Origin of the sequence: Eubacterium sp. 1001713B170207_170306_E7, from assembly GCF_015547515.1 — a bacterium.
In the GTDB taxonomy this organism is placed as follows: domain Bacteria; phylum Bacillota; class Clostridia; order Eubacteriales; family Eubacteriaceae; genus Eubacterium.
In genome coordinates this window covers 229,236-249,632 of sequence record NZ_JADMVE010000006.1, presented here as the reverse complement: position 1 = coordinate 249,632, position 20,397 = coordinate 229,236, and the positions used below count along the sequence as shown (strand labels likewise).

The following is a 20,397-nucleotide window of genomic DNA, read 5'->3' as shown; positions in this document are numbered from 1 at the left end:
GTTTTATACCCGACTTTCATCGTGATATGGTTTGCATTATATAATGAAACGCTGTTTAAGTCAACAATTGTTAAAAGTTTAACTGATGAATAATCATTTGTTATTGCTTTATTTTTTTATTATACTTTCGGAAACCCTGCTTAAAAGGCTCAAAACTGCCATTTTTTCTGTTTTGAGCCTTTTGAGTACAGGCCGGAATAATATTTTATTCTTTTTATGTAAAAGCCTTAAATTTTACACCCACGGTTGACAAAGAACCGAAAAAGCCGAAATCCACACCATGGCTGCGGTCCTTTCAAAAAGGGCTTTTGCCGATGACGCCAACAAACTTTTTGCCGGACACATTTATGGCCGCGCCCTTTAAAACCTCACAGCCGGCGGACGGCGTTCCAGAGGCTCATCCCCACCGATTGGGGCACGAGCTTGTTAAAAATCCGCAGGCTCAGGCTGATGAGCCCGGGAGTGGATACAGCCACGCCCCTGCGGCTGTCTGCCAGGGCCCGGCCCGCAACGGTCTGCGGTGTGGAGGCAAAGGGCAGGTGCCGCACTGCGGAGCGGTCCGCGTTGGCGCTGGCCCGGGACACAAACTCGGTGTTTTTGATCCAGTAGGGGCACACGGCCGTCACCCGGATGCCCCGGCCGGAGAGCTCCCGGCGCAGGGCCCTGGTATAGCTGAGCAGAAAGGCCTTGGAGGCCGCGTACAGGTTCAGGCCCGGCAGGGGCAGAAAGGCCGCCACCGAGCAGATCTGCATCAGACGGGCGCCCCGGTTCATATAGGGGAGCACCCTGAGGGTCATATCCACTGCCCCACGGCAGTTTAAATCAATGAGGGCATTGGCGTCGGCCTCGGAGACCTCGTCGTATTTTCCCAGCTTGCCCATGCCTGCGGCGCCGATAAACAGCCGCACGTCGGGCTGGTGCTCGGCCAGCAGGGCTGTCAGCGCCGGAAAGCTGGCGGTATCGGTCAGGTCCATGACCACTGGCCTCACCGGTGTTTTCACTTCCCCGGCCAGCGCCTCCAGCTTTTCCCGCCTCCGGGCAACGGCCCAGATTTCATCCAGCTGCCCACGCGCGCTGATCTGTCTTACAAATTCGCGTCCAAGCCCGCTGGACGCCCCGGTCACAATGGCAATTCTCATCATTCTTCCTTCTTTCATCAGTGCTTTGGGCCTGCCTCTGGCAGTGCCCTTTCTATGTACATACCACTTTCAGGAAAGAATAACCGGCCGCGCGGTTTTTATAAGAATGCTCCAAGGTAAAAGCTCAAAAGACTCAAAACCCTCTGAATAATGGGTTTTGAGTCTTTTGAGGTTCTTTTTCCAGCTTACCTTTTGATTTACAGGGGCAGGTCCTTCCGTCTGAACACCAAAATGCCCAGAGCGTAGAGCACCACAAAGATGGCGGCCAGCCCGGCCAGGCACAGGCCGACCGTATCGCCTCCGGCGATGATCTCGGCAGGGTCAAACAGGCTGTACATGGTGGTGTAGCGCACCGCGTCCAGATCTTCGCTGACGCCGGAGAGCATCATCAGCACCAGAAACAGCACTGGCAGCCCGCCGCCCAGGGCCAGGGAGAACCGGCTCTCATTAAACAGGCAGGAGGCAAAGAAGCCGATGGCGCTGACGGCCAGCTGCATGAGCAGCGCGCCGGCGTTGACGAGCAGAAAGGCTCTGATGTCCAGATCGCCCGGGAACAGGGCCTGGCTCACCACAATGCCCATCACGGTCACAAAAGTCATGAGGATGATATTGGACAAAATCAGCGACAGCGCCTGGGTGAAAATCACCTTGGTCCGGGAGTTAGGCGCGGACAGCAGGCAGGCCATGGCGCCGCTGTCTACCAGCTTAGCCGCCGCGTTGTTGCTGGCGATGATGTTAAAAATCATGGGCACCATGATGACGATAAAGCCGTAAAAGTAGGACCCCAGAAAGCCCACAAGGCTTGTCTCTGCGCTGACGTCCAGGTTCATGGCGCTGATCATCTGCTGGGGCAGCATGTCCATCATCTGCTGGATGCCGTCCATGGAGTCCGGGTTGAACATACTGATCTCAACGCTCATGTACATGGCCAGGATGGCCGCGAAGATTATGAGCATTTTGAGCTGTGACTTAAAGGTTTTTTTGAAAAGCGGCCAGCTAAGCATGGTGTTTACCTCCGTAATACTGCATAAAAATATCCTCCAGATCCTGAGAAACTGTGTCCATATCGGTGACGTGGTAGGCGGTGAGCATTTTTAAAAAGGCGTCCATGCTGCCCGCTATCCGTACCTCCACCACCTGGGGGTGCTCCTTCATCTGCCGGGTGCCGCCTGCGTGGCGGCTAAAATCGGCGGCCTCCGCTTCACTGGCGAAGCTGACTCGGTAGATCTTGTGGCGCTCGGCCTTAAGGGAGGCCACGCTGTCCAGGGCCACCAGCTCCCCGGCCCGGATGATGCCCACCCGGTCGCAGGTGCGCTCCACCTCCTCAAAGCTGTGGGAGGACATGAGAATGGTGGTGCCCCGCTTTTTCTCATTGAGAATGAGGCGGATAAACCGGTTCTGCATGAGCGGGTCCAGACCGCTGGTGGGCTCGTCGAGGATCAGCACCTCGGGGTCGTGCATAAAGGCCGACACCAGCCCCAGCTTCTGCTTGGTGCCCTTGGACATCTTCCGGATCTTTCCCTTTGGGTTCAGGTCGAAAAAGGCAATGAGCTTTTCCATCTTGGCCCGGTCCTTCATGCCCCGCATCTCCGCCATAAAGTTTAAAAACTCCACACCGCTCATGCTGTCGAAAAAAGCGATCTCCCCGGGCAGGTAGCCTAAAAATTCCTTGATCGCCGCCGCCTGCTTAAAGCAGTCCAGCCCGTCGATCACACACTGGCCCTTTTTGGGCTTCAAAAACCCCATGAGGTGCCGGATGGTGGTGGTCTTCCCGGCGCCATTGGGCCCCAGGTAGCCAAAAACCTCCCCCTGCTTTACCTCCAGCGACAGGTTGAATATCCCCCGTCCCTCGCCGTAGTCTCTGGTCAACTGATTCACGCTGATCATTGTAATGCCTCCTCCTTGTAGCAGTGTTGTTTCATAAACAGAACGAGCTCACTGAACGCGGTGTCCAGCGCCTCCAGATCGAGGCCGCCCCTTTCGGTCTGGCGCTTCATAAAGCCCTCGGCCGCCCACATCAGCCAGCTCATGACCTTCTCCGGCGGCGTCTCCTCCTTAAATTTGGACCGGTCCACCCGGGCCATGATCACGGCGAGACTCGAGACCTCAAGACTGTCGTAATAATTCATGTTGCCGTCGTTCTCCGGCTCCCGGTCGTAGTAGGACCGGATCATAAAATCCATGAGATGCGGGTTGCGGATCACGATCTCACTTTTGGCCCGCTGCGCCTTCATCCAGATTTCAAAAAAATCCGACTCGCTGGAGGGCAGCACCTCGGCGATGTGCTCCCGCATGACGTCGGTGCCGTACTGGAACAGGTACTCGTACAGGGTCTGCTTATTGTTAAAATAGTGAAACAAAAGCCCCTTTGAGATACCCGCAGCCGCCGCGATGTCCGCCGTATTCGCCTTTTTATAGGGATTGCGGGCAAAGACCTTCAGCGCCGCGTTGATGATGCGCTGCTGCTTCTCAGCCGGCATCCTGTAAAACTTGTCATTGACCATAGCGTATCCTTTCATTAACCCGATCGGTTAATCTCCATTATAAGCTGTTGACCAGATTAATCAAGGCCTGTTAAGAAAATTTAACAAAAAAGCGTTTTTGAGGCTGTAAAATCCATTAAAACGAGGAAACTTTTGACGTGGCGGACCATAAATGCTATACTCAGATAAAGAAGAAATCCACCTACCGGAGACCTGAGAAGGAGGTCTGAATGATTAAAAACTACGCCAATAAAGTAATGGATTACGAGTACAACGCGTTCATGAGCGTCATGAACGTCAGCGTCAGCAAGCATTTGTTCGACGAGCATTTTACCGTGCTGTGGGCCAACGATTATTTTTACGAGCTCATCGGCTACCCCAAAGAGGAGTACGAGTCCCTTTTCCATAACCATGTAGACGAATACTACCGGGACGATCCAGAGGCTGTGGCCATGATGGGCAAAACGATCCTGGAAGCCTATGAACGCCGGGAGCCGGGGTATGAATTTGAATGCCCCATGCACACCAAGAGCGGCGACACGGTCTGGATACGGGTTACCGGACGCTTCACGGACGAGATCTTTGAGGGGATTCCGGTCATCTACACGATCTACACCGACATCACCCGGCTGAAAACCATGCAGCGGCAGCTGGAGCAGCAGTCCCGGCAGCTGACCGACGCCCTGGCCATGGCCGAGAAAGCCAACCGGGCCAAATCCGATTTTCTCTCCCAGATGAGCCACGACATCCGCACCCCCATGAACGCCATCATCGGGATGACGAGCATTGCCGCCATGCACCTCGACGACCGCGGCAAGGTACAGGACTGCCTGAAAAAAATATCGCTGTCCAGCCAGCATCTTCTGGGCCTGATCAACGATGTGCTGGACATGTCAAAGATTGAGAGCGGCAGTATCGCCCTCAACCAGGAACGGATGTCCCTTCCCTGCCTGCTGGAGGACGTGGTAACCATTATGCAGCCCATGGTCCGGGAGCACGCGCAGCACTTTTCCATCCGGCTCCAGCATGTGCAGCATGAGGACCTGATCTCCGACGCCCTGCGCCTGCGGCAGGTCTTTATCAACCTTTTATCAAACGCGTCCAAGTTTACCCCCGATAACGGCGCCATCGTCTTTGAGGTGGAGGAGCTGTCTTCGGACGAACCGGAGCGCGCGTTGTTCCGCTTTACCTGCTCGGACAGCGGGATCGGCATCAAGCCGGACTTCCTGCCCCATATTTTTGACGCCTTCACACGGGAGCGGGACAGCCGTGTGGACCAGACCGAGGGCAGCGGCCTGGGCATGGCCATTACCCAACGGCTCGTCGAGCTGCTGGGCGGCTCCATCACCGTGGACAGCCAGTTAGGCAAAGGTACCACCTTCCAAGTCGTGCTGCCCATGCAGATCACCACCCCGGCCGAAGGGTCAGCCTCCTGCGCGGGGATGCGGATACTGGTCGTGGATAACGACGCCATCGCCTGCGACTATCTGGCAGAAACCCTGCAGGAGCTGGAGATCCAGCCCGTCTGTTCCACCAACGGCGCCGACGCCCTGGAGCAGGTGCTTAAGGCCCACGCCTCGGGCCGCGATTTTGACGCCATCCTGCTGGACTGGAAAATGCCGGAAATGGACGGCGTGCAGACCGCCGCCGCAATCCGGGAGGCCATTGGCACCATCACCCCGATCATCATCACCTCCGCCTATGACTGGGGCGATATTCGGGCAGAGGCGGAACAGTCCGGCATCGACGGCTTTATTCAGAAGCCGCTGTTTAAATCCACGCTGCGCGACGGCATCCAGCACTTTGTCAGCGGGAAGGCGCTGCCCGATGACCACGCAAAAGGGATCCTGCACTCCCTGCAGCACAAGACCCTCCTGCTGGCCGAGGACAATCCCATAAACCGTGAGATTGCCGTCGAGCTGCTGCAGACCATGGGCGCTGCCGTCGAAACCGCCGAGGACGGGGCTCTGGCCGTAGCCCGGTTTAACGCCTCGCCGGAGGGCTATTACGACCTGATCCTGATGGATATCCAGATGCCGAACCTGAACGGGTACGAGGCCACCCGGCAGATCCGCGCCCTGGACCGGAGCGACGCGTCCGTGCCCATTGTGGCCATGACCGCCGACGCCTTCGCCGAGGATGTGGAGGCCGCCAGAAAAGCGGGCATGGACAGCCATCTGGCCAAGCCCTTTAACATCGAAGCGCTCAACAAAGAGGTCAGCAGGCTGCTGTAATCCCATAAAAAAGAACCCGTATCCCCACGATACGGGTTCTTTTCTGTCAGATTCTCGAAAAATATTCGATGACCTTTGACAGATCCTTTAAAGTCTGTTCGGTATTTCCGTGCTCGATGCTGTCCTTGACACAGTGGTGCAGATGTCCCTCCACCACCATCTGCCCTACCTTGTGCAGGGCCGATTTGGCGGCGTTGATCTGAATCAGGATTTCATTGCAGGGCACGTCCTTTTCCATCATATCCGAAATGCCGCGGATCTGCCCCTCGATGCGCTTCAGCCGCGCCTGCAGCTTCGGTAAGTCTTCCATACATTCTCTCATCGTATCTCCTTTGTCTCGGCTCTCTTTAAGTTCTCTTTAGCTATTTATCCTATCACATTTTTCCGGGAATAGCAACGGAGCGGTTAAAAAGTTTCCGCTGCCGGCTGCGTGTCCGCCGCCAGAAGCTGCACAAACTCCGGCTCCGGCAGAGGCTTCGAGAAGATGAAGCCCTGGATCATATCGCAGCCCGCCTCCTTTAAAAAGGCCAGCTGCTCCGGCGTCTCGACGCCCTCGGCCACAGTCTCCATATCCAGCTTCTTGGCCATCTGTATGATACTGCGGACAATGATCGCGCCCTTTCCGGTGCTGCCCTCGTCCAGCAGGAAATTCCGGTCCAGCTTGATGACATTGACCGGCAGCCCCTTTAAGGCATTGAGGGAGGAATAGCCTGAGCCAAAGTCGTCGATGGAGCAGCCGAAGCCCGCCTCTCTCAGCTCACGGATAATCGCGCCGATGCGGTCAATATCTTCTAAAAAAATGCTTTCCGTGAGCTCAAGCTCAATGAGGCCGTCGGGTATCTGGCAGCGGTCCTTGATCGCCCGGTAGTTTCTGACAAAGTGCGGCTGGCGCACATGCACCCGGGAGACATTGACCGAGACCGTCACCACGGGCAGCCCCTGTTCCAGACGTTCCCGGACCGATTCGCACACTCTGGTAAAGATATACTCGTCCAGCTGGAGTATGAAGTGGTTCTGCTCAAAAACGGGGATAAATTCCCCGGGGCTGACAATTTTTCCCCCAGGCTGTATCCAGCGGGCCAGGGCCTCGGCCCCCACCACCTGCTTTCCGGACACCTCGTATTTGGGCTGGAGGTAAAAGACAAACTGACCGTCGGCCAGCGCCTGTTCCATGGCGCCCTCGATCTCGGAACGGCGCAGCATTTCGGAGCGCATCCGGCTGTTGTACGCGCAGTACTGGTTGCTGCGGCCATTTTTTATGCTTTTCTGAGCCATGTGGGCGCGGTCCACCATGAGGCTGATGTCCGACGCTGCGGGATCGTCCTCCAGGCAGAAAGTCCCGATATGGACCGACAGCGGCACGTTCTGCTTATCGCCGATGGTGGGGCTGCTCATGCCGCGGATAATGCGCCGGCACAGGTCCTCAACCTCTGCGCGCGCTTTGTACGCGTGCAGCATCAGGAAATTATCGGCCGAAAAGCGGCATACGATGTCCCCCTCATCCTTCTCACGGGTGAGCACGTCGGCCAGATAACAGAGCACCTCGTCGCCGAACTGGAAACCCATGACGTCGTTTACCAGCTTAAAGCCTGTGAGGTCGATATACAGCGCCGACCATTTGACCCCAGAGGCCTCCGCCACCAGGCCTGCGCCGTCAAGCTTGAACTTCTCAAAATTGGGCAGCCCGGTCAGACTGTCATAATAGGCAATCTGACGAACCTCCCGCCGGTGTTCACGGCTGCTGCGGTTATAGATCAGAATGATGGCCAGTATCAGAACGGTGATGAGCCCGCAGAGCATCAGTGTCCAGTTGATGATGTTGTCGGCCTGCTTCATGATGACGCTGTTGGGGATAATGGAAACCAGATACCATCCCTCTACGCTTGAGATGGGCACATAGCAGAACACATTCCGGGCTTTGTTGTAGCTGAAAACCGCAGCGCCTGCCTGGCCGCCCGCCATGGCCTCCTTAAAGGACGTGAGGGCCGCCTCGCTGTTTTTTCCGGACAGGTCGATAATGTCATAAAGGTTTTTGAAGGTCCGGTTGCTGTTTTTATTGGACGAACGGATCAGCACCTCGCCGTCATTTTTAACCACGTAGGAAAAGCCGCTGCCATTGTAAAAGGACAGCGCAAAGCTGTCGGTCACGTCCTCCAGGCGGTGCTGCTTGAACACCAGGCCGCTCCGGCCGTCCCCGAAGGTAAAACGCTTATAGACGCCCAGGGAGCGGACTCCGTTTTCTGCGCTGTTGTAGGGCTCCAGCACCCCCTGATCGCCTATACCCGCCAGATACCCGGCCTGCTCGACGCCGAGATCCGTGATGCCGTCGTTATGGTATACCCGGTTCGCGGTCAGGTCGATGCAGTAATAGCTGTCCTTAAGAGGCGACTCAAAGCTGGTCAGGTTGCTCCGGATCCATGCCTGGTCGTCTGAGGGTCTTTCGCTCATCTCACTGGCAAAGACCTGAAGGGTATCATAATCTTTCTGGATAAAGGTGTCCAGCGTGTTCCCGCCCTGTCTGGTCAGCTCCAGAATACTGGCGACGGACTGGTTCCAGAGCGAGCTGTTGACACGGTTGATGTATAAAAGCATGCCGCCGGCCAGCAGGGCAAGGGACAGCACGGCGGTTGCCAGCAATATGGACAGATGCCTGTGTTTCATTCTGAGCCTCCTTCCTGACTTTTCCTGAGACCTTCCTCAAAGTCCGACAGCACGGTATCGGTTTTTTGACCCTTCAGCAGCTGCCGCACGCTCTCCCTGGAGAGATCCCAGATCGGGTATTTGAGATTGCTGTCGGTCCCCAGAACGCTTCTGCCGCTGGTCATACTGGCGCTCAGCGGCTGTACGGCCGGGTCGCTGGGCAGCCGTTTGTCGTTCAGGGGGCTGAAGGAGCTCTGACCATCCACAAATTCCCACATCACGTCCTTCTGGGTCAGGTATTCCAAAAATTTTCTGGCCTCGTCCACATGGGCTCCCCGCGCGTTAACCGCCACCCGGGTATCCACATTGGTCACCAGGACGCTGCCGTCCGCCTGTACCGGATAGGGATAAACCTTATAACTGAAATCCGGGTTCATGGCTTCTACCCGCGGCGACGCCCAGGCTCCGGTGAGCATAAAGGGGTACTGGCCTGTGACGAAATCGTCGAGATCATCCTTTGTCTTTTCGGTTTCCAGAGCCCGCCCGGCGTCCACATAGCCGCGGTCGATAAAAAGCTCGACCATCTCAAAGCCCGGGCGCATGTACTGAGCCAGCAGGCTGGGGTCTGCATTCATCTGCTCCAGCAGCTTATCGGCGTTTTCATCCTGATAGACGTCAAACATTCCCCGGGAAATGGCCAGTGTTTTCAACGAAATGTCATTGTTCGCCACAATGGGGATTTTATCCTTTTCCACAAAGGTATCGCAAGCCGCCAGAAATTCCTCATAGGTTTCCGGAACCGCCACGTTATACGCTTTGAGCAGATCCAGATTGCAGTAGAGCCCAAATGCGGAGATGCTGGTAGGCACAAAGGGAACCGCGCCGTCAATTTCCATCTGGCTGCGCACGCTGGGGCTGAAATCCGAAAGCGTGGAGAGGCCGGACAGATCTGCCAGCTCCCCTGTTTTAATAAAGGCCAGCGTGGTGTCGTGGTTGACCATAAAAATATCGTCGCCGTTGCCGCTTTTCACCCGCTTTTTAAGCACGTCAAAGTAGTCGGTGCCCTTGACGCTCTCATAGGTGATGTTGATCCCGGGGTTCTCTTCCATATAGGCCTTTAAGATATTCTCAATGACCATCACGTTCAGGGCTTCGTTCTTATTGCCAAAGAATTTCAGCGTAACCGTTTCAGCGCTCTCCGTATCCGGAACTGTATAGTTTTGATCCTCAGCGCTCTGACAGCCTGACAAAAGCGCAGGCAGGAGCAGCAGCACCGCGAGCAGCGCGGCGCATTTTTGTAAGCATGTATTTTTCATCTTTTCCTTCTTGTTATCATTTTCATCCTTATAATCTTACAATAAAATACGGATAAAATCAATCTTCATCCTTAAGTCCTGGCCGACAGGGCTTTTATGGCGCGAAGGACTGAAAATGTAAGAATTTTTTAATGTTTTTTTGCCAGCTGTTGTGGTAAAATATTACACGGTTAAAAAATCAATACATAAGGAGTTATTTATATGTTTTTAGAATTGCTGAAAGCCGCCTTTTTCGGCGTAGTCCAGGGGATTACCGAGTGGCTGCCCATCAGCAGTACCGGCCACATGATCCTCTTTGAGCAGTTTATCCACATGAATGTATCCAAGGATTTCTGGGATATGTTTCTGGTGGTTATCCAGTTTGGGTCCATTCTGGCCGTTGTGCTGCTGTATTTTCATAAGCTTAATCCCTTTTCACCTAAGAAATCACCGGTCCAGAAAAGGGAGACCTGGTCCCTCTGGGGCAAGGTGCTGGTGGCGGTTATTCCGGCAGCGGTTATCGGGCTTTTATTTGATGATTTTATCACCGACAAGCTCTACGGCTACGTGACCGTGGCCATCACCCTGATCGTCTACGGGATTGCCTTTATTGTGGTGGAAAACATGGAGCGCACCAAGCACCCCACCATCCGCAATTTTGAGCAGCTGGACTACAAAACCGCCCTGTTTATCGGCGTGTTCCAGATTCTGGCCCTGATCCCGGGCACCTCCCGCTCCGGCTCCACCATCATTGGCGCGACCCTGCTGGGCTGCTCCCGTTATGTGGCCACCGAGTTCTCCTTCTTCCTCGCGGTGCCGGTTATGCTGGGCGCCAGCCTGCTGAAGATCGTGAAGTTCTTTGTGAAAACCGGCGTGGGCTTTACCGGCATCGAGGTCGGCATCCTGCTGGTCGGCATGATCGTGGCTTTTGTGGTCTCCGTCTTTGCCATCAAGTTCCTCATGGGCTATATCCGCAAGCACGACTTCAAGGCTTTCGGCTACTACCGCATTGTGCTCGGCATCATTGTCATTATCTACGCGGTGTTATTTGCATAAAAATATGAAGCGGCATGCTCAAAAGGCTCAAAACTTCAACGCTGGGGGGTTTTGAGTCTTTTGAGCTTAAGGTCGGGCACACGCATTGTGTGTGTGGCGTGGCTGTCAAAGGATTGTGTGTGTAAGATTGGATAAGCATTGACGGCGTTGATCCTGCGATTTGACATAAGGATCAAAACCTGAGCGCCGGAGCCTTTTACCTAAGGAAGATAAAAGACGTCCTGCGGGCACTGCACGTACACCTTGTATCTGCCTTATTAAAGCCAGCCCCTGATCGCTCCGGTGTCCGGCTGCTCCAATAAAACGGCACGATTCCCAGCCGTTATCCGCAGCGCCTGGACTCTTTTTTCTTATCTGGATAAAAGGCGCAGGCTCCCAAGCGCCGGAGCCTTTTACCTAAGGAAGCAAAAAGACGTCCTGCGGGCACTGCACGTACACCTTGTATCTGCCTTATTAAAGCCAGCCCTCGATCGCTCCAGTGTCCGGCTGCTCCAATAAAGCGGCACGATTCCCGGCCGTTATCCGCAGCGCCTGGACTCTTTTTTCTTATCTGGATAAAAGGCGCAGGCTCCCATACCGCCTCCGCACAATTGGTTTCCCAACTTTAACAATTTTTTTCTTGACAAATCACTTTAAAATGATTATGATTATCACAACACCTTGATGAGGAGTAGTAGGATTCCCGGAACATTCAGAAAGCTGCTGGTTGATGCGAAGCAGTTGGGAAAGGCGTCTGAACTGGCCTCGGAGTGGCAAGCTGAAATCTACGAGAGTAGGCGGCGCCGGTTCCTGACCGTTACCCCAGGAGGATATAAGGCCCTGCCGGTCCGTATCTGCCAATGAGGCAGCGTTACGCTGTGAAATTAGAGTGGTACCACGTAAGATAAAATCTTCCGTCTCTATACGTCATTTATAAAAATGCGCGTAGAGGCGGTTTTTTGATGTTTTGTCCAAATTTTGAAAAAATTTGGCAGCGCGTAAGGAGCGTCAGCGGACGAGCGATAACAAAACAAACGTCTTTTCATTCGATCCTTCTCAACACCGGCATCAAAAGGATTGAAGGAAAAGATGATCCGTTAAACTGTCCAAATTTTAAAAAAATTTGGCAGCGCGTAAGGAGCGTCAGCGGACGAGCGGTAACAAAACAAATGTCTTTTCATTCGATCCTTCTCAACACCGGCATCAAAAGGATTAAAGGAAAAGATGATCTGATTAAAATACCTGTAAAACAAAAAGGAGAACAACCCATGATGAACCCCAAAAAATACACACGCGGTTATTTTATGCCCCCCGAAGAATCCACCGACTGGGTGCACAAGGAATACATTACCAAAGCGCCGATCTGGTGCTCAGTGGACCTGCGCGACGGCAACCAGGCCCTCATCATTCCCATGAGCCTGGAGGAAAAGATCGAATATTTTAAAACCCTGGTGGCCGTGGGCTTTAAGGAAATCGAGGTCGGCTTCCCGGCGGCCTCCGAAACCGAGTACGTCTTTCTGAGAACCCTGATCGAGCAGGACCTGATCCCCGACGACGTGACCATTCAGGTGCTCACCCAGGCAAGAGAGCACATTATCCGCAAAACCTTCGCGGCGCTGGAGGGCTGCAAGAAATCCGTTGTCCACCTGTACAACTCCACCTCTGTGGCCCAGCGCGAGCAGGTCTTCCGCAAATCCAAGGAAGAGATTATCCAGATCGCCGTGGACGGAGCCGTCATGCTCAGAGACCTGGCCGCTGAAACCGAGGGCAACTTCCAGTTCCAGTATTCGCCAGAGAGCTTTACCGGTACCGAGGTCGATTTCGCCCTGGACATCTGCAACGCTGTGCTCGACGTCTGGAAACCCACCGCGGACAGCAAGGTCATCATCAACCTGCCCGTCACCGTGTCCATGTCCATGCCCCACGTGTACGCCAGCCAGATTGAATACATGTGTAAAAACCTGAATAACCGCGAGCACGTCATCGTCTCGCTGCACCCCCACAATGACCGCGGCTGCGCCGTGGCCGACACCGAGCTGGGCCTTCTGGCCGGAGCCGACCGCATTGAGGGCACCCTCTTTGGCAACGGCGAACGCACCGGCAACGTGGACATCATCACCCTGGCGCTGAACATGTACACCCACGGCGTGGACCCGGGACTCGATTTCAGCAATCTGCCCCAGATCACCGAGGTGTACGAGCGCACCACCCGCATGCACGTCTACGAACGCCAGCCCTACAGCGGCGCGCTGGTCTTTGCCGCTTTCTCCGGCTCCCACCAGGACGCCATCGCCAAGGGCATGCAGTGGCGTGAGGAAAAGCACTGCGACCAGTGGACCGTGCCTTACCTGCTCATCGACCCCACCGACCTGGGCCGCCGCTACGAAAAGGATGTGATCCGGATCAACAGCCAGTCCGGCAAGGGCGGCATCGGCTATGTGCTGGAACAGAAGTACGGCTACGACCTGCCAAAGGGCATGCGCGAGGACCTGGGCTATGCGGTCAAGGACGTGTCCGACCACAAGCACAAGGAGCTCTCCGCCGAGGAGGTCCGGGATATTTTTGAAAGAACCTATGTCAATATCCAGCACCCGGTCACCCTGCCCGAATACCATTTCGAGCAGGTGGGCGAACACATCAAAGCCACCATCACCATTGAGCGCGACGGACAGAAAACCATGGTCGCCGCCGAGGGCAACGGCCGCTTCGACGCGGTCAGCAACGCGCTCAAGGACTATCTCGACACCCCGTATACCGACCTGATCTATAAGGAGCACGCGCTGGAAGAAGGCTCGACCTCCCAGGCCGCCGCCTATGTGGGCATCACCATGCCCGGCGGCCGCACCGTCTGGGGCGCCGGTATCCACAACGACATCATCGTCGCCTCCGTTACCGCACTGGTTTCAGCCATCAACCGGGCCCTGTAAAAGGCCTGTTCCGGCCTTAGAATAAACGGCCCTTAGTATCCTGCGTCTGGATTCTAACCCCCGCTTTCACGCGGGGGTCTCTTTTTCTTTTCGCTTGTTATTTAGGGCTTTTAGCTGTATAATAGCATAAATTAATTAATTTTGAAAACCGGTCTCCCGCCATAGCGCTTTGCCGCTGTGAAAAGTGATTTTAGTGATTTTGAGGATGATCACACGTGAAGGATAATCGCGCAGAGAACCTGCCGGAAGAGGTGTAAGGATGAGCATCGAAAGCAAGACGCAGGCCTTTGTTGGAGCGCTGCAAAGAGCCTATTTTGAAGAGAGAGACATTGAGAAGATATGCAGCATGGCCGCAGAAGACGTGATCTGGTCCGGCCTGTTTCATCACGATTGTGCGCCTGCTGGTTCCGGGCGCCTGGAGACCATCCTCCGCGAGGATTTCAAGCGGTCTCCCCATGCCTTTACGGTCCTGGAATCCAGCGTCCAGACCACAGCCCTGGGGCCGGAAAACTGTCTGGCCGAGTGCCAGCTGACCCTGCGCCATAACGCCCCGGAGCGTTCCGGGCACGACGTGCGCCTTTCCGCCAGCCTGGCCTGCAGCCTCATCGGCGGCAGGATCCTGCTCCGCCAACTGCACCTCGCCCGGATTTATGCCAATCCCGACGGGCCGGACGCCCTTCTGCGCGATATGGACCTGCCCCCTGACGCCAATGTCCACAAGCTGATCGAGGACACCACCAGGGAGCTGGACGCCCGCAACCGGGACCTTCAGCAGCTGACCGAAAACATTCCGGGCGGCATTTTCCGCTGCCTGTACGACGCCCGCCTGACCATTTTGCAGGTTAACGACGGCTTTCTTTCCATGTTCGGCTACACCCGCTCTGAAATCCGCGAGAAATTCAACGACAGCTTTTTCGCCATGATCGACCCCCGGGACCGGGCCGCCACCTGGCAGGAGGTGGAGCGCCAGATGGGCCTCAGCAACACCAAGCAGATCGAATACCGGGTGACCCGGGGCGACGGCAGGACCATCTGGGTGCTTGACAAGGGCCAGCTCATCACCACCAGTGACGGGCCGCCGTCCTTCTACTGCATTCTCATCGACGACACTGCCGGCAAGGAGGCCCAGGAGAACCTGCGCCTGAGCCTGGAGCGCCATGAGATCATCATGGATCAGGCCAATGACATCATCTTCGAGTGGGATATCCGGCGGGATAATTTTGTGTTTTCCCACAACTGGCAGAAAAAATTCGGCTATCAGCCCATCACCGAGAACGTGAGCGTGAACCTCACCGCCAAATCCCACCTCCACCCGGCCGACGTGCCTGTTTTTGCCGGCATCTTAAACCGTATCCGCAACGGCGAGTCCTATGTGGAGGCCGAGGTGCGCATCCAGAAAAACGACGGGCTGTACCTCTGGTGCCGTGTGCGCATCACCGCCCAGTACGATGAGAGCGGCCATCCCTTTAAGGCCGTGGGCGTTTTCGTCGACATCGACAACGAACGGAAGAAATCCGAGGAGCTGACCCAGAAGGCCCAGCGCGACACCCTCACCAAGCTCTACAACAAGGGGACCGCCGAGAGCCTCATCGAAAGCCAGCTTTCCTTCTGCGAGGAGAACACCCGCTGCGCCCTGATGATCATCGACATTGACAATTTCAAAAACGTCAACGACACCCGGGGGCACCTGTTCGGTGACGCCTTCCTCATGGAAATCTCCGCCAAGATCCAGTCGTTGTTCCGAAGCAGCGATATCGTGGGCCGCATCGGCGGCGATGAGTTCATCGTCTTTCTGCGGGATATTCCCGCCACCGCGGTGGCGACCGCCAAGGCCGTCCAGGTCCTTGAGAATTTCCACCACCTCGACGAGTTCAACTTCGACGGCGGCGATACCTCCTGCAGCATTGGCATTGCCTGCTATCCGGATAACGCCGTGGACTTCCACGCTCTCTACAAATGTGCCGACTACGCCCTCTACCAGGCCAAACGGCAGGGCAAAAACCAGTTCGTCGTCTTTAACCAGACCATTGAGGACATGGCCTTTAAGGACGCGGCATCCGGCATGTACAGCGCCGTCGGCGCCCGCATTGATTCGGACACCGAGTCGGTCCCGCACGCCCTCAACAGCCAGCTGGTGGAGTACGTTTTCCGCATCCTCTACCAGTCCATCGACCTGGAGGCAGCGGTCAGCTCCATCCTCGAGATCGTCGGACGCCAGTTCGACGTCAGCCGGGTCTATATCTTTGAAAACAGCGAGGACGACCTGTACTGCAGCAACACCTTCGAGTGGTGCAACGAGGGCATCACGCCCGAGATCGAGAACCTGGCCCTGCTCTCCTACGAGGATGACCTGAAGGGCCATTACCTGGAAAACTTCGACGAAAACGGCATTTTCTACTGTCAGGATATCCGCACCCTGTCCGAGGCCGAGTACGCCATTCTGGCCCCTCAGGGCGTCAAATCCCTGCTCCAGTGCGCCATCAACGATAACGGCCACGCCAAGGGCTACGTGGGCTTTGACGAATGCCGCAGCAACCGCCTCTGGACCCAGGAGCAGGTGAGCGCCCTGTCCTTTATCGCCGAGATTCTGAGCACCTTTCTGCTCAAAAAACGGGCCCAGGACCGCGCCGAGCAGTCCCTGGCCGCGCTCACAGAGGTGCTCGACAGCCAGAACGCCTGGATTTATGTCGTCGAGCCCGCCAGCTACCGGCTCCTGTACATCAACCGCAAAACCAAAAGCATCGCGCCCGCCTCCGAGGTGGGCATGACCTGCCACCAGGCCTTTTTCGACCAGGAAACCCCCTGCGAGGCCTGTCCGGTCCGGGGGCTGAGCGCTGAGAACAACAGCTCCACCCTGGAGGTTTACAATCCGGTGCTCAAGGTCTGGTCGGCCGCCGACGCCTCCGTGATTTCCTGGAAAAATACGCCGGCCTGGCTGCTGTCCTGCCACGACATCACACCGTACAAAAAAAATAATACCCCATAAAAAAAACACTCAAAAGACTCAAAACCCTTTCACAGGCTGTTTTGAGTCTTTTGAGCATCATATCTTCAGACAAAATTATGAATGGTTCTTAAACCTTTCCCAGAGCACCACGCCGCCCTTCAGCACCCGCAGGTCCTTAAAGCCCTTCTGGGCCAGCAGCTTCTGGGCTCTGGACGCCCGCATGCCCGACCGGCACACCAGCACAATGGTCTTATCCTTAAAAGGCGCGAGGGCCTCCAGCTGCGAGGGCAAAAGCTTGAGCGGAATGTTCACCACATTCGCCTGATCCTCAAACTCATTGTGAATTTCCATTTTGTCCCGAATATCCAATAAGACGGTGTTTCCATCATTTTTTTCCAGTAAAGCCTCCAATTCGTCCGGTTCAATACTTTTTAATTCCCGACTCATGTCATTCACTCCTTTATATTTTTGATTTTAATTTATGAATCTTCCAAATCCTTCACCTCGATGGTCTCGCGCCGCTCGGCCGCCTGCTTTCTGGCGATGCGGGCATTGGTCAGGGTGCGCACCACTGAGTACAGCACCGCGAAGCCCGGTATGCCCAGGATCATGCCCGTAAAGCCGAAGAAGCTGCCGCCCAGCAGCATGCCGATCAGCACCCACAGGCCCGAAATCCCCACCGAGGTGCCCACCACCTTGGGGTAGATCACATTGCTCTCCACCTGCTGCAGGCAGATGATGTAAACAATAAAGATCAGGCAGTACACCGGCTTGACCACCAGCAGAATCAGCCCGCTGGGCACTGCGCCCAGAAAAGCCCCGAAGATGGGGATAATACTCGTCACACCCACCAGCACGCCGATGAGCAGCGCGTAGGGCACCCGCAGAATGGCCAGCCCGGCGGCGCACAGCGTGCCCAGGATAAAGGCCTCGGTGATCTGTCCGGCGATAAAGCCGTGGAAGGTCTGGTTGGCCGTGTGGCCCACCTCGTTGATAAACAGCCTGGCCCTGTCCGGGATATAGGCGTACATGAGCTTATCCTTCAGCGCCAGCAGGCGTTCCTTGTCGGCCAGCATATAGACCGAGATGATAAAGCCCATGAGAAAGTTGAACACGCCCTGGGTGATGCTGACCGTCGTGTTGACAATCTCCGGCATGGCCCCGATCAGGCTGCTGCTGATTTTGGGGAACAGGTCCTGCCACTGGCTCGAGAGCTGGTTCCAGGCGTCCTCGGGCAGGTGCAGCCATTCCAGCACCTGGTTGACCAGCAGGTTAAAGCTGGCCACATAGCCCGGAAATTTGGTGATGAGCATCTCAATACTTTTCTGGAGCTGGGGGATCACAAAGGTGACCACTCCGGTGATCAGCAGGCCGATAAAGATAAAGGTGAGCACCATGGCCGCGGCCCGCTTGCCCTTTTCCCTCAGCCGCCTGCCCCGGATCCGGTTCATGAACTTAAAGACATAGCGCTCGAAAAAGCTCATGGGAATGTTGAGCACAAAGGCGATCCCGATTCCGATGAGCATGGGCATGACAATATCCACCAGAATGCCCAGGCCGTTCCAGATATATTGGATGTTGACCAGCGCCATGAGCAGGCAGACCGCATAGGTGATCAGGAGGATATAATCCTTCATATTTTTCTTCTTAAATACCATCTGCCAGCTCCTTTCATTTCTTTCTAAGTCTAGTATACCCACTTTGTATTAATTTTGCCTGAGAATCAAAAAGAACCCGTATCGCCGTGATACGGGTTCTCGCTTTTATCTTAGTTTCGCCGGTCTCTTCTCCGGTCAAGCTCGGATAAAATCTTCTTGCGGATACGGATATCCGTCGGGGTGATCTCAACCAGCTCGTCGTCATTGATGAATTCCAGGGCTTCCTCTAAGGTAAAGACCTTGGGATCAATGAGCTTTAAGGCTTCGTCCGCTCCGGAGGAACGGGTATTGGTCATCTTTTTGTTTTTGATGGGATTGACGACCATGTCGTCGCTGCGGTTGTTGATGCCGATGATCATACCCTCGTAAACCGGTGTGCCCGCCTCCACCATCATGGTGCCGCGGTCGCTCAGGTTAAACAGTGAGTAGGCCATGGTCTCGCCGGTGACGCCGGAAACCAGCACGCCGTTCTGGCGCTGCGGAATCTCTCCGAAATAAGGCTCGAAGGAATCGAAACGGCGGACCAGGGTGCCCTCGCCGTGGGTGTCGTTGATGAACTCGCTCTGGTATCCCAGCAGCCCGCGGGTCGGCACCAGGTATTCCAGCTTGGTCCAGCCTTCCTCGGCAGCCATGCTCACCATGCTGCCCTTGCGCACGTTCAGCTTGGAGATCACCGTGCCGGAATACTCGTCCGGGACGCTGATGATCACGCTTTCCACAGGCTCCAGCTTGCGGCCCCTTTCGTCGCGGTGCATGATAACCTCTGGCTTGGAAACCGCCACCTCATAGCCCTCGCGGCGCATGTTCTCAAGCAGAATGGATAAATGCAGCTCGCCGCGGCCCGATACACGGTAGCCCTCGGTGGTGCCCTCCAGCGGCTCAACGGTCATCCCGACGTTAACCTCCAGCTCCTTTTCAAGGCGGGCCTTGATGTGGCGGGTGGTCACGAATTTACCGGTTTTGCCGGCAAAGGGCGAGGTGTTGACTAAGAAGTTCATGGACAGGGTCGGCTCCTCGATCTCGATGAGCTCCATGGGCTGTACCTGGTCCACTTCGCCGATGGTTTCCCCGATCATAATGTCTGGAATCCCGGAAACCACCACGATGTCGCCGGCCTTCGCCTCCTTGACCTCAACCCTTGAGAGGCCGCGGTACACAAAGATCTGCCCGATCTTCACCCGTTTAAAGCTGCCGTCACGCTTGCAGACCTCCAGGCTGTCCCCGGTGTGGATGGTGCCCTTGTCGATGCGGCCAATGCCCAGACGGCCGATATAATCGTCATAGCCCAGGGTGGAAACCTGCATCTGCAGCGGTTCCAGGCTCATATCCTCCGGAATGCCCACATGCTTCACAATGGTCTCAAACAGCGGGGTCAGGTCGGTGCTGTCATCGTCCATGTCATATTTGGCAATGCCCTGCTTGGCCACCCCGTACAGAATCGGGAAGTCCAGCTGCTCGTCATTGGCCTTCAGCTCCACAAAGAGGTCGAAAACCATATCGACCACTTCCTCGGCGCGCTGGTCCTTCTTGTCAATCTTGTTGATGAACAGAATGGGGCGCAGCCCCTGTTCCAGGGATTTGTTGAGCACAAAGCGGGTCTGCGGCATGGGCCCCTCGCTGGAGTCCACCAGCAGAATCACCGTGTCAACTGTTTTTAAAATACGTTCGACCTCCGATGAGAAATCCGCATGGCCCGGAGTGTCCACAATGTTGATTTTGATGTGATCGTGCATGATGGAGCAGTTTTTGGAATAGATGGTGATCCCACGCTCTCTTTCCAGGTCATTGCTGTCCATAATACAGTCAACCACTTCCTGGTTATCCCTGAAAACGCCGCTCTGGCTCAACAGCGCGTCGACCAGGGTCGACTTGCCCGCGTCAACGTGGGCGATAACCGCGATATTAATAATCGGTTGTTCTTCTTTCATATGTTTCCTGCTTTCTTCATTAAAAATTTTCACTGTATCCGGTGTTTTGAGTCTTTTGAGCATGGGGGATAAAGGTTCACCGCAGACAGTCAAGAGGTATAATCAGAAAAA

14 protein-coding genes and 1 other annotated feature are annotated in these 20,397 nt (G+C 55.4%); of the genes, 4 read left to right on the top strand and 10 right to left on the bottom strand.

Going from position 1 to position 20,397, the window contains the following annotated elements; genetic code table 11:
• Window positions 1-368 precede the first annotated feature (368 nt).
• The 4 genes from I2B62_RS15875 to I2B62_RS15860 form a co-directional block, all read right to left on the bottom strand.
• Entirely contained in the window at window positions 369-1,142 is a 774-nt protein-coding gene (locus tag I2B62_RS15875) for an SDR family NAD(P)-dependent oxidoreductase (protein ID WP_243259557.1), read from the bottom strand.
• 194 nt (window positions 1,143-1,336) lie between these two features.
• Window positions 1,337-2,143, bottom strand: coding sequence for an ABC transporter permease subunit (locus I2B62_RS15870; protein WP_195270013.1), 807 nt, complete (start codon window positions 2,141-2,143; stop codon window positions 1,337-1,339).
• A complete protein-coding gene (locus tag I2B62_RS15865; protein WP_207736030.1) occupies window positions 2,136-3,026 on the bottom strand; it encodes an ABC transporter ATP-binding protein in 891 nt (296 codons plus the stop codon). Before I2B62_RS15865 ends, I2B62_RS15870 begins: the two co-directional genes overlap by 8 nt.
• Window positions 3,023-3,643, bottom strand: a complete 621-nt coding sequence (locus I2B62_RS15860) for a TetR/AcrR family transcriptional regulator (RefSeq protein ID WP_195270012.1) — start codon at window positions 3,641-3,643, stop codon at window positions 3,023-3,025. Before I2B62_RS15860 ends, I2B62_RS15865 begins: the two co-directional genes overlap by 4 nt.
• A 209-nt stretch (window positions 3,644-3,852) precedes the next feature.
• On the opposite strand from I2B62_RS15860, the gene I2B62_RS15855 reads away from it, so the two are divergent.
• Window positions 3,853-5,856, top strand: coding sequence for a PAS domain-containing hybrid sensor histidine kinase/response regulator (locus tag I2B62_RS15855; protein WP_195270011.1), 2,004 nt, complete (start codon window positions 3,853-3,855; stop codon window positions 5,854-5,856).
• Window positions 5,857-5,902: 46 nt separating this feature from the next.
• On the opposite strand, the gene I2B62_RS15850 is transcribed toward I2B62_RS15855, so the two are convergent.
• The 3 genes from I2B62_RS15850 to I2B62_RS15840 all read right to left on the bottom strand — a co-directional run bounded on the left by I2B62_RS15850 (window position 5,903) and on the right by I2B62_RS15840 (window position 9,812).
• Window positions 5,903-6,178, bottom strand: coding sequence for a metal-sensing transcriptional repressor (locus tag I2B62_RS15850; RefSeq protein WP_195270010.1), 276 nt, complete (start codon window positions 6,176-6,178; stop codon window positions 5,903-5,905).
• 83 nt (window positions 6,179-6,261) lie between these two features.
• The gene (locus I2B62_RS15845) at window positions 6,262-8,517 is read right to left on the bottom strand and encodes an EAL domain-containing protein (protein ID WP_195270009.1); all 2,256 of its coding nucleotides are present in this window, start codon (window positions 8,515-8,517) and stop codon (window positions 6,262-6,264) included.
• Window positions 8,514-9,812, bottom strand: coding sequence for an extracellular solute-binding protein (locus I2B62_RS15840; RefSeq protein WP_195270008.1), 1,299 nt, complete (start codon window positions 9,810-9,812; stop codon window positions 8,514-8,516). The genes I2B62_RS15845 and I2B62_RS15840 overlap by 4 nt, the downstream gene beginning before the upstream one ends.
• Before the next feature lie 201 nt (window positions 9,813-10,013).
• On the opposite strand from I2B62_RS15840, the gene I2B62_RS15835 reads away from it, so the two are divergent.
• From I2B62_RS15835 to I2B62_RS15825, 3 genes are all read left to right on the top strand, one after another.
• A complete protein-coding gene (locus tag I2B62_RS15835) occupies window positions 10,014-10,847 on the top strand; it encodes an undecaprenyl-diphosphate phosphatase (RefSeq protein WP_195270007.1) in 834 nt (277 codons plus the stop codon).
• 651 nt (window positions 10,848-11,498) lie between these two features.
• Window positions 11,499-11,751 (top strand) — a binding site (T-box leader).
• A 343-nt stretch (window positions 11,752-12,094) separates the two neighbouring features.
• The gene (locus I2B62_RS15830; protein ID WP_195270006.1) at window positions 12,095-13,753 is read left to right on the top strand and encodes a 2-isopropylmalate synthase; all 1,659 of its coding nucleotides are present in this window, start codon (window positions 12,095-12,097) and stop codon (window positions 13,751-13,753) included.
• 259 nt (window positions 13,754-14,012) lie between these two features.
• The gene (locus tag I2B62_RS15825) at window positions 14,013-16,739 is read left to right on the top strand and encodes a diguanylate cyclase (protein ID WP_195270005.1); all 2,727 of its coding nucleotides are present in this window, start codon (window positions 14,013-14,015) and stop codon (window positions 16,737-16,739) included.
• 75 nt (window positions 16,740-16,814) lie between these two features.
• Here I2B62_RS15825 and I2B62_RS15820 read toward each other — a convergent pair whose 3' ends face one another.
• The 3 genes from I2B62_RS15820 to typA all read right to left on the bottom strand — a co-directional run bounded on the left by I2B62_RS15820 (window position 16,815) and on the right by typA (window position 20,286).
• Window positions 16,815-17,147, bottom strand: coding sequence for a rhodanese-like domain-containing protein (locus I2B62_RS15820; RefSeq protein ID WP_195270004.1), 333 nt, complete (start codon window positions 17,145-17,147; stop codon window positions 16,815-16,817).
• Window positions 17,148-17,179: 32 nt separating this feature from the next.
• Complete coding sequence (locus I2B62_RS15815) at window positions 17,180-18,358, bottom strand: AI-2E family transporter (RefSeq protein ID WP_195270003.1); 1,179 nt, start codon at window positions 18,356-18,358, stop codon at window positions 17,180-17,182.
• Window positions 18,359-18,468: 110 nt separating this feature from the next.
• Entirely contained in the window at window positions 18,469-20,286 is a 1,818-nt protein-coding gene (typA, locus tag I2B62_RS15810; RefSeq protein ID WP_195270002.1) for a translational GTPase TypA, read from the bottom strand.
• Between the last annotated feature and the right edge of the window lie 111 nt (window positions 20,287-20,397).

Coding starts and splice junctions, on each gene's coding strand:
- I2B62_RS15875 (WP_243259557.1), bottom strand. CDS start 1,142: ATGATGAGAATTGCCATTGTGACCGGGGCGTCCAGCGGGCTTGGACGC.
- I2B62_RS15870 (WP_195270013.1), bottom strand. CDS start 2,143: ATGCTTAGCTGGCCGCTTTTCAAAAAAACCTTTAAGTCACAGCTCAAA.
- I2B62_RS15865 (WP_207736030.1), bottom strand. CDS start 3,026: ATGATCAGCGTGAATCAGTTGACCAGAGACTACGGCGAGGGACGGGGG.
- I2B62_RS15860 (WP_195270012.1), bottom strand. CDS start 3,643: ATGGTCAATGACAAGTTTTACAGGATGCCGGCTGAGAAGCAGCAGCGC.
- I2B62_RS15855 (WP_195270011.1), top strand. CDS start 3,853: ATGATTAAAAACTACGCCAATAAAGTAATGGATTACGAGTACAACGCG.
- I2B62_RS15850 (WP_195270010.1), bottom strand. CDS start 6,178: ATGAGAGAATGTATGGAAGACTTACCGAAGCTGCAGGCGCGGCTGAAG.
- I2B62_RS15845 (WP_195270009.1), bottom strand. CDS start 8,517: ATGAAACACAGGCATCTGTCCATATTGCTGGCAACCGCCGTGCTGTCC.
- I2B62_RS15840 (WP_195270008.1), bottom strand. CDS start 9,812: ATGAAAAATACATGCTTACAAAAATGCGCCGCGCTGCTCGCGGTGCTG.
- I2B62_RS15835 (WP_195270007.1), top strand. CDS start 10,014: ATGTTTTTAGAATTGCTGAAAGCCGCCTTTTTCGGCGTAGTCCAGGGG.
- I2B62_RS15830 (WP_195270006.1), top strand. CDS start 12,095: ATGATGAACCCCAAAAAATACACACGCGGTTATTTTATGCCCCCCGAA.
- I2B62_RS15825 (WP_195270005.1), top strand. CDS start 14,013: ATGAGCATCGAAAGCAAGACGCAGGCCTTTGTTGGAGCGCTGCAAAGA.
- I2B62_RS15820 (WP_195270004.1), bottom strand. CDS start 17,147: ATGAGTCGGGAATTAAAAAGTATTGAACCGGACGAATTGGAGGCTTTA.
- I2B62_RS15815 (WP_195270003.1), bottom strand. CDS start 18,358: ATGGTATTTAAGAAGAAAAATATGAAGGATTATATCCTCCTGATCACC.
- typA (WP_195270002.1), bottom strand. CDS start 20,286: ATGAAAGAAGAACAACCGATTATTAATATCGCGGTTATCGCCCACGTT.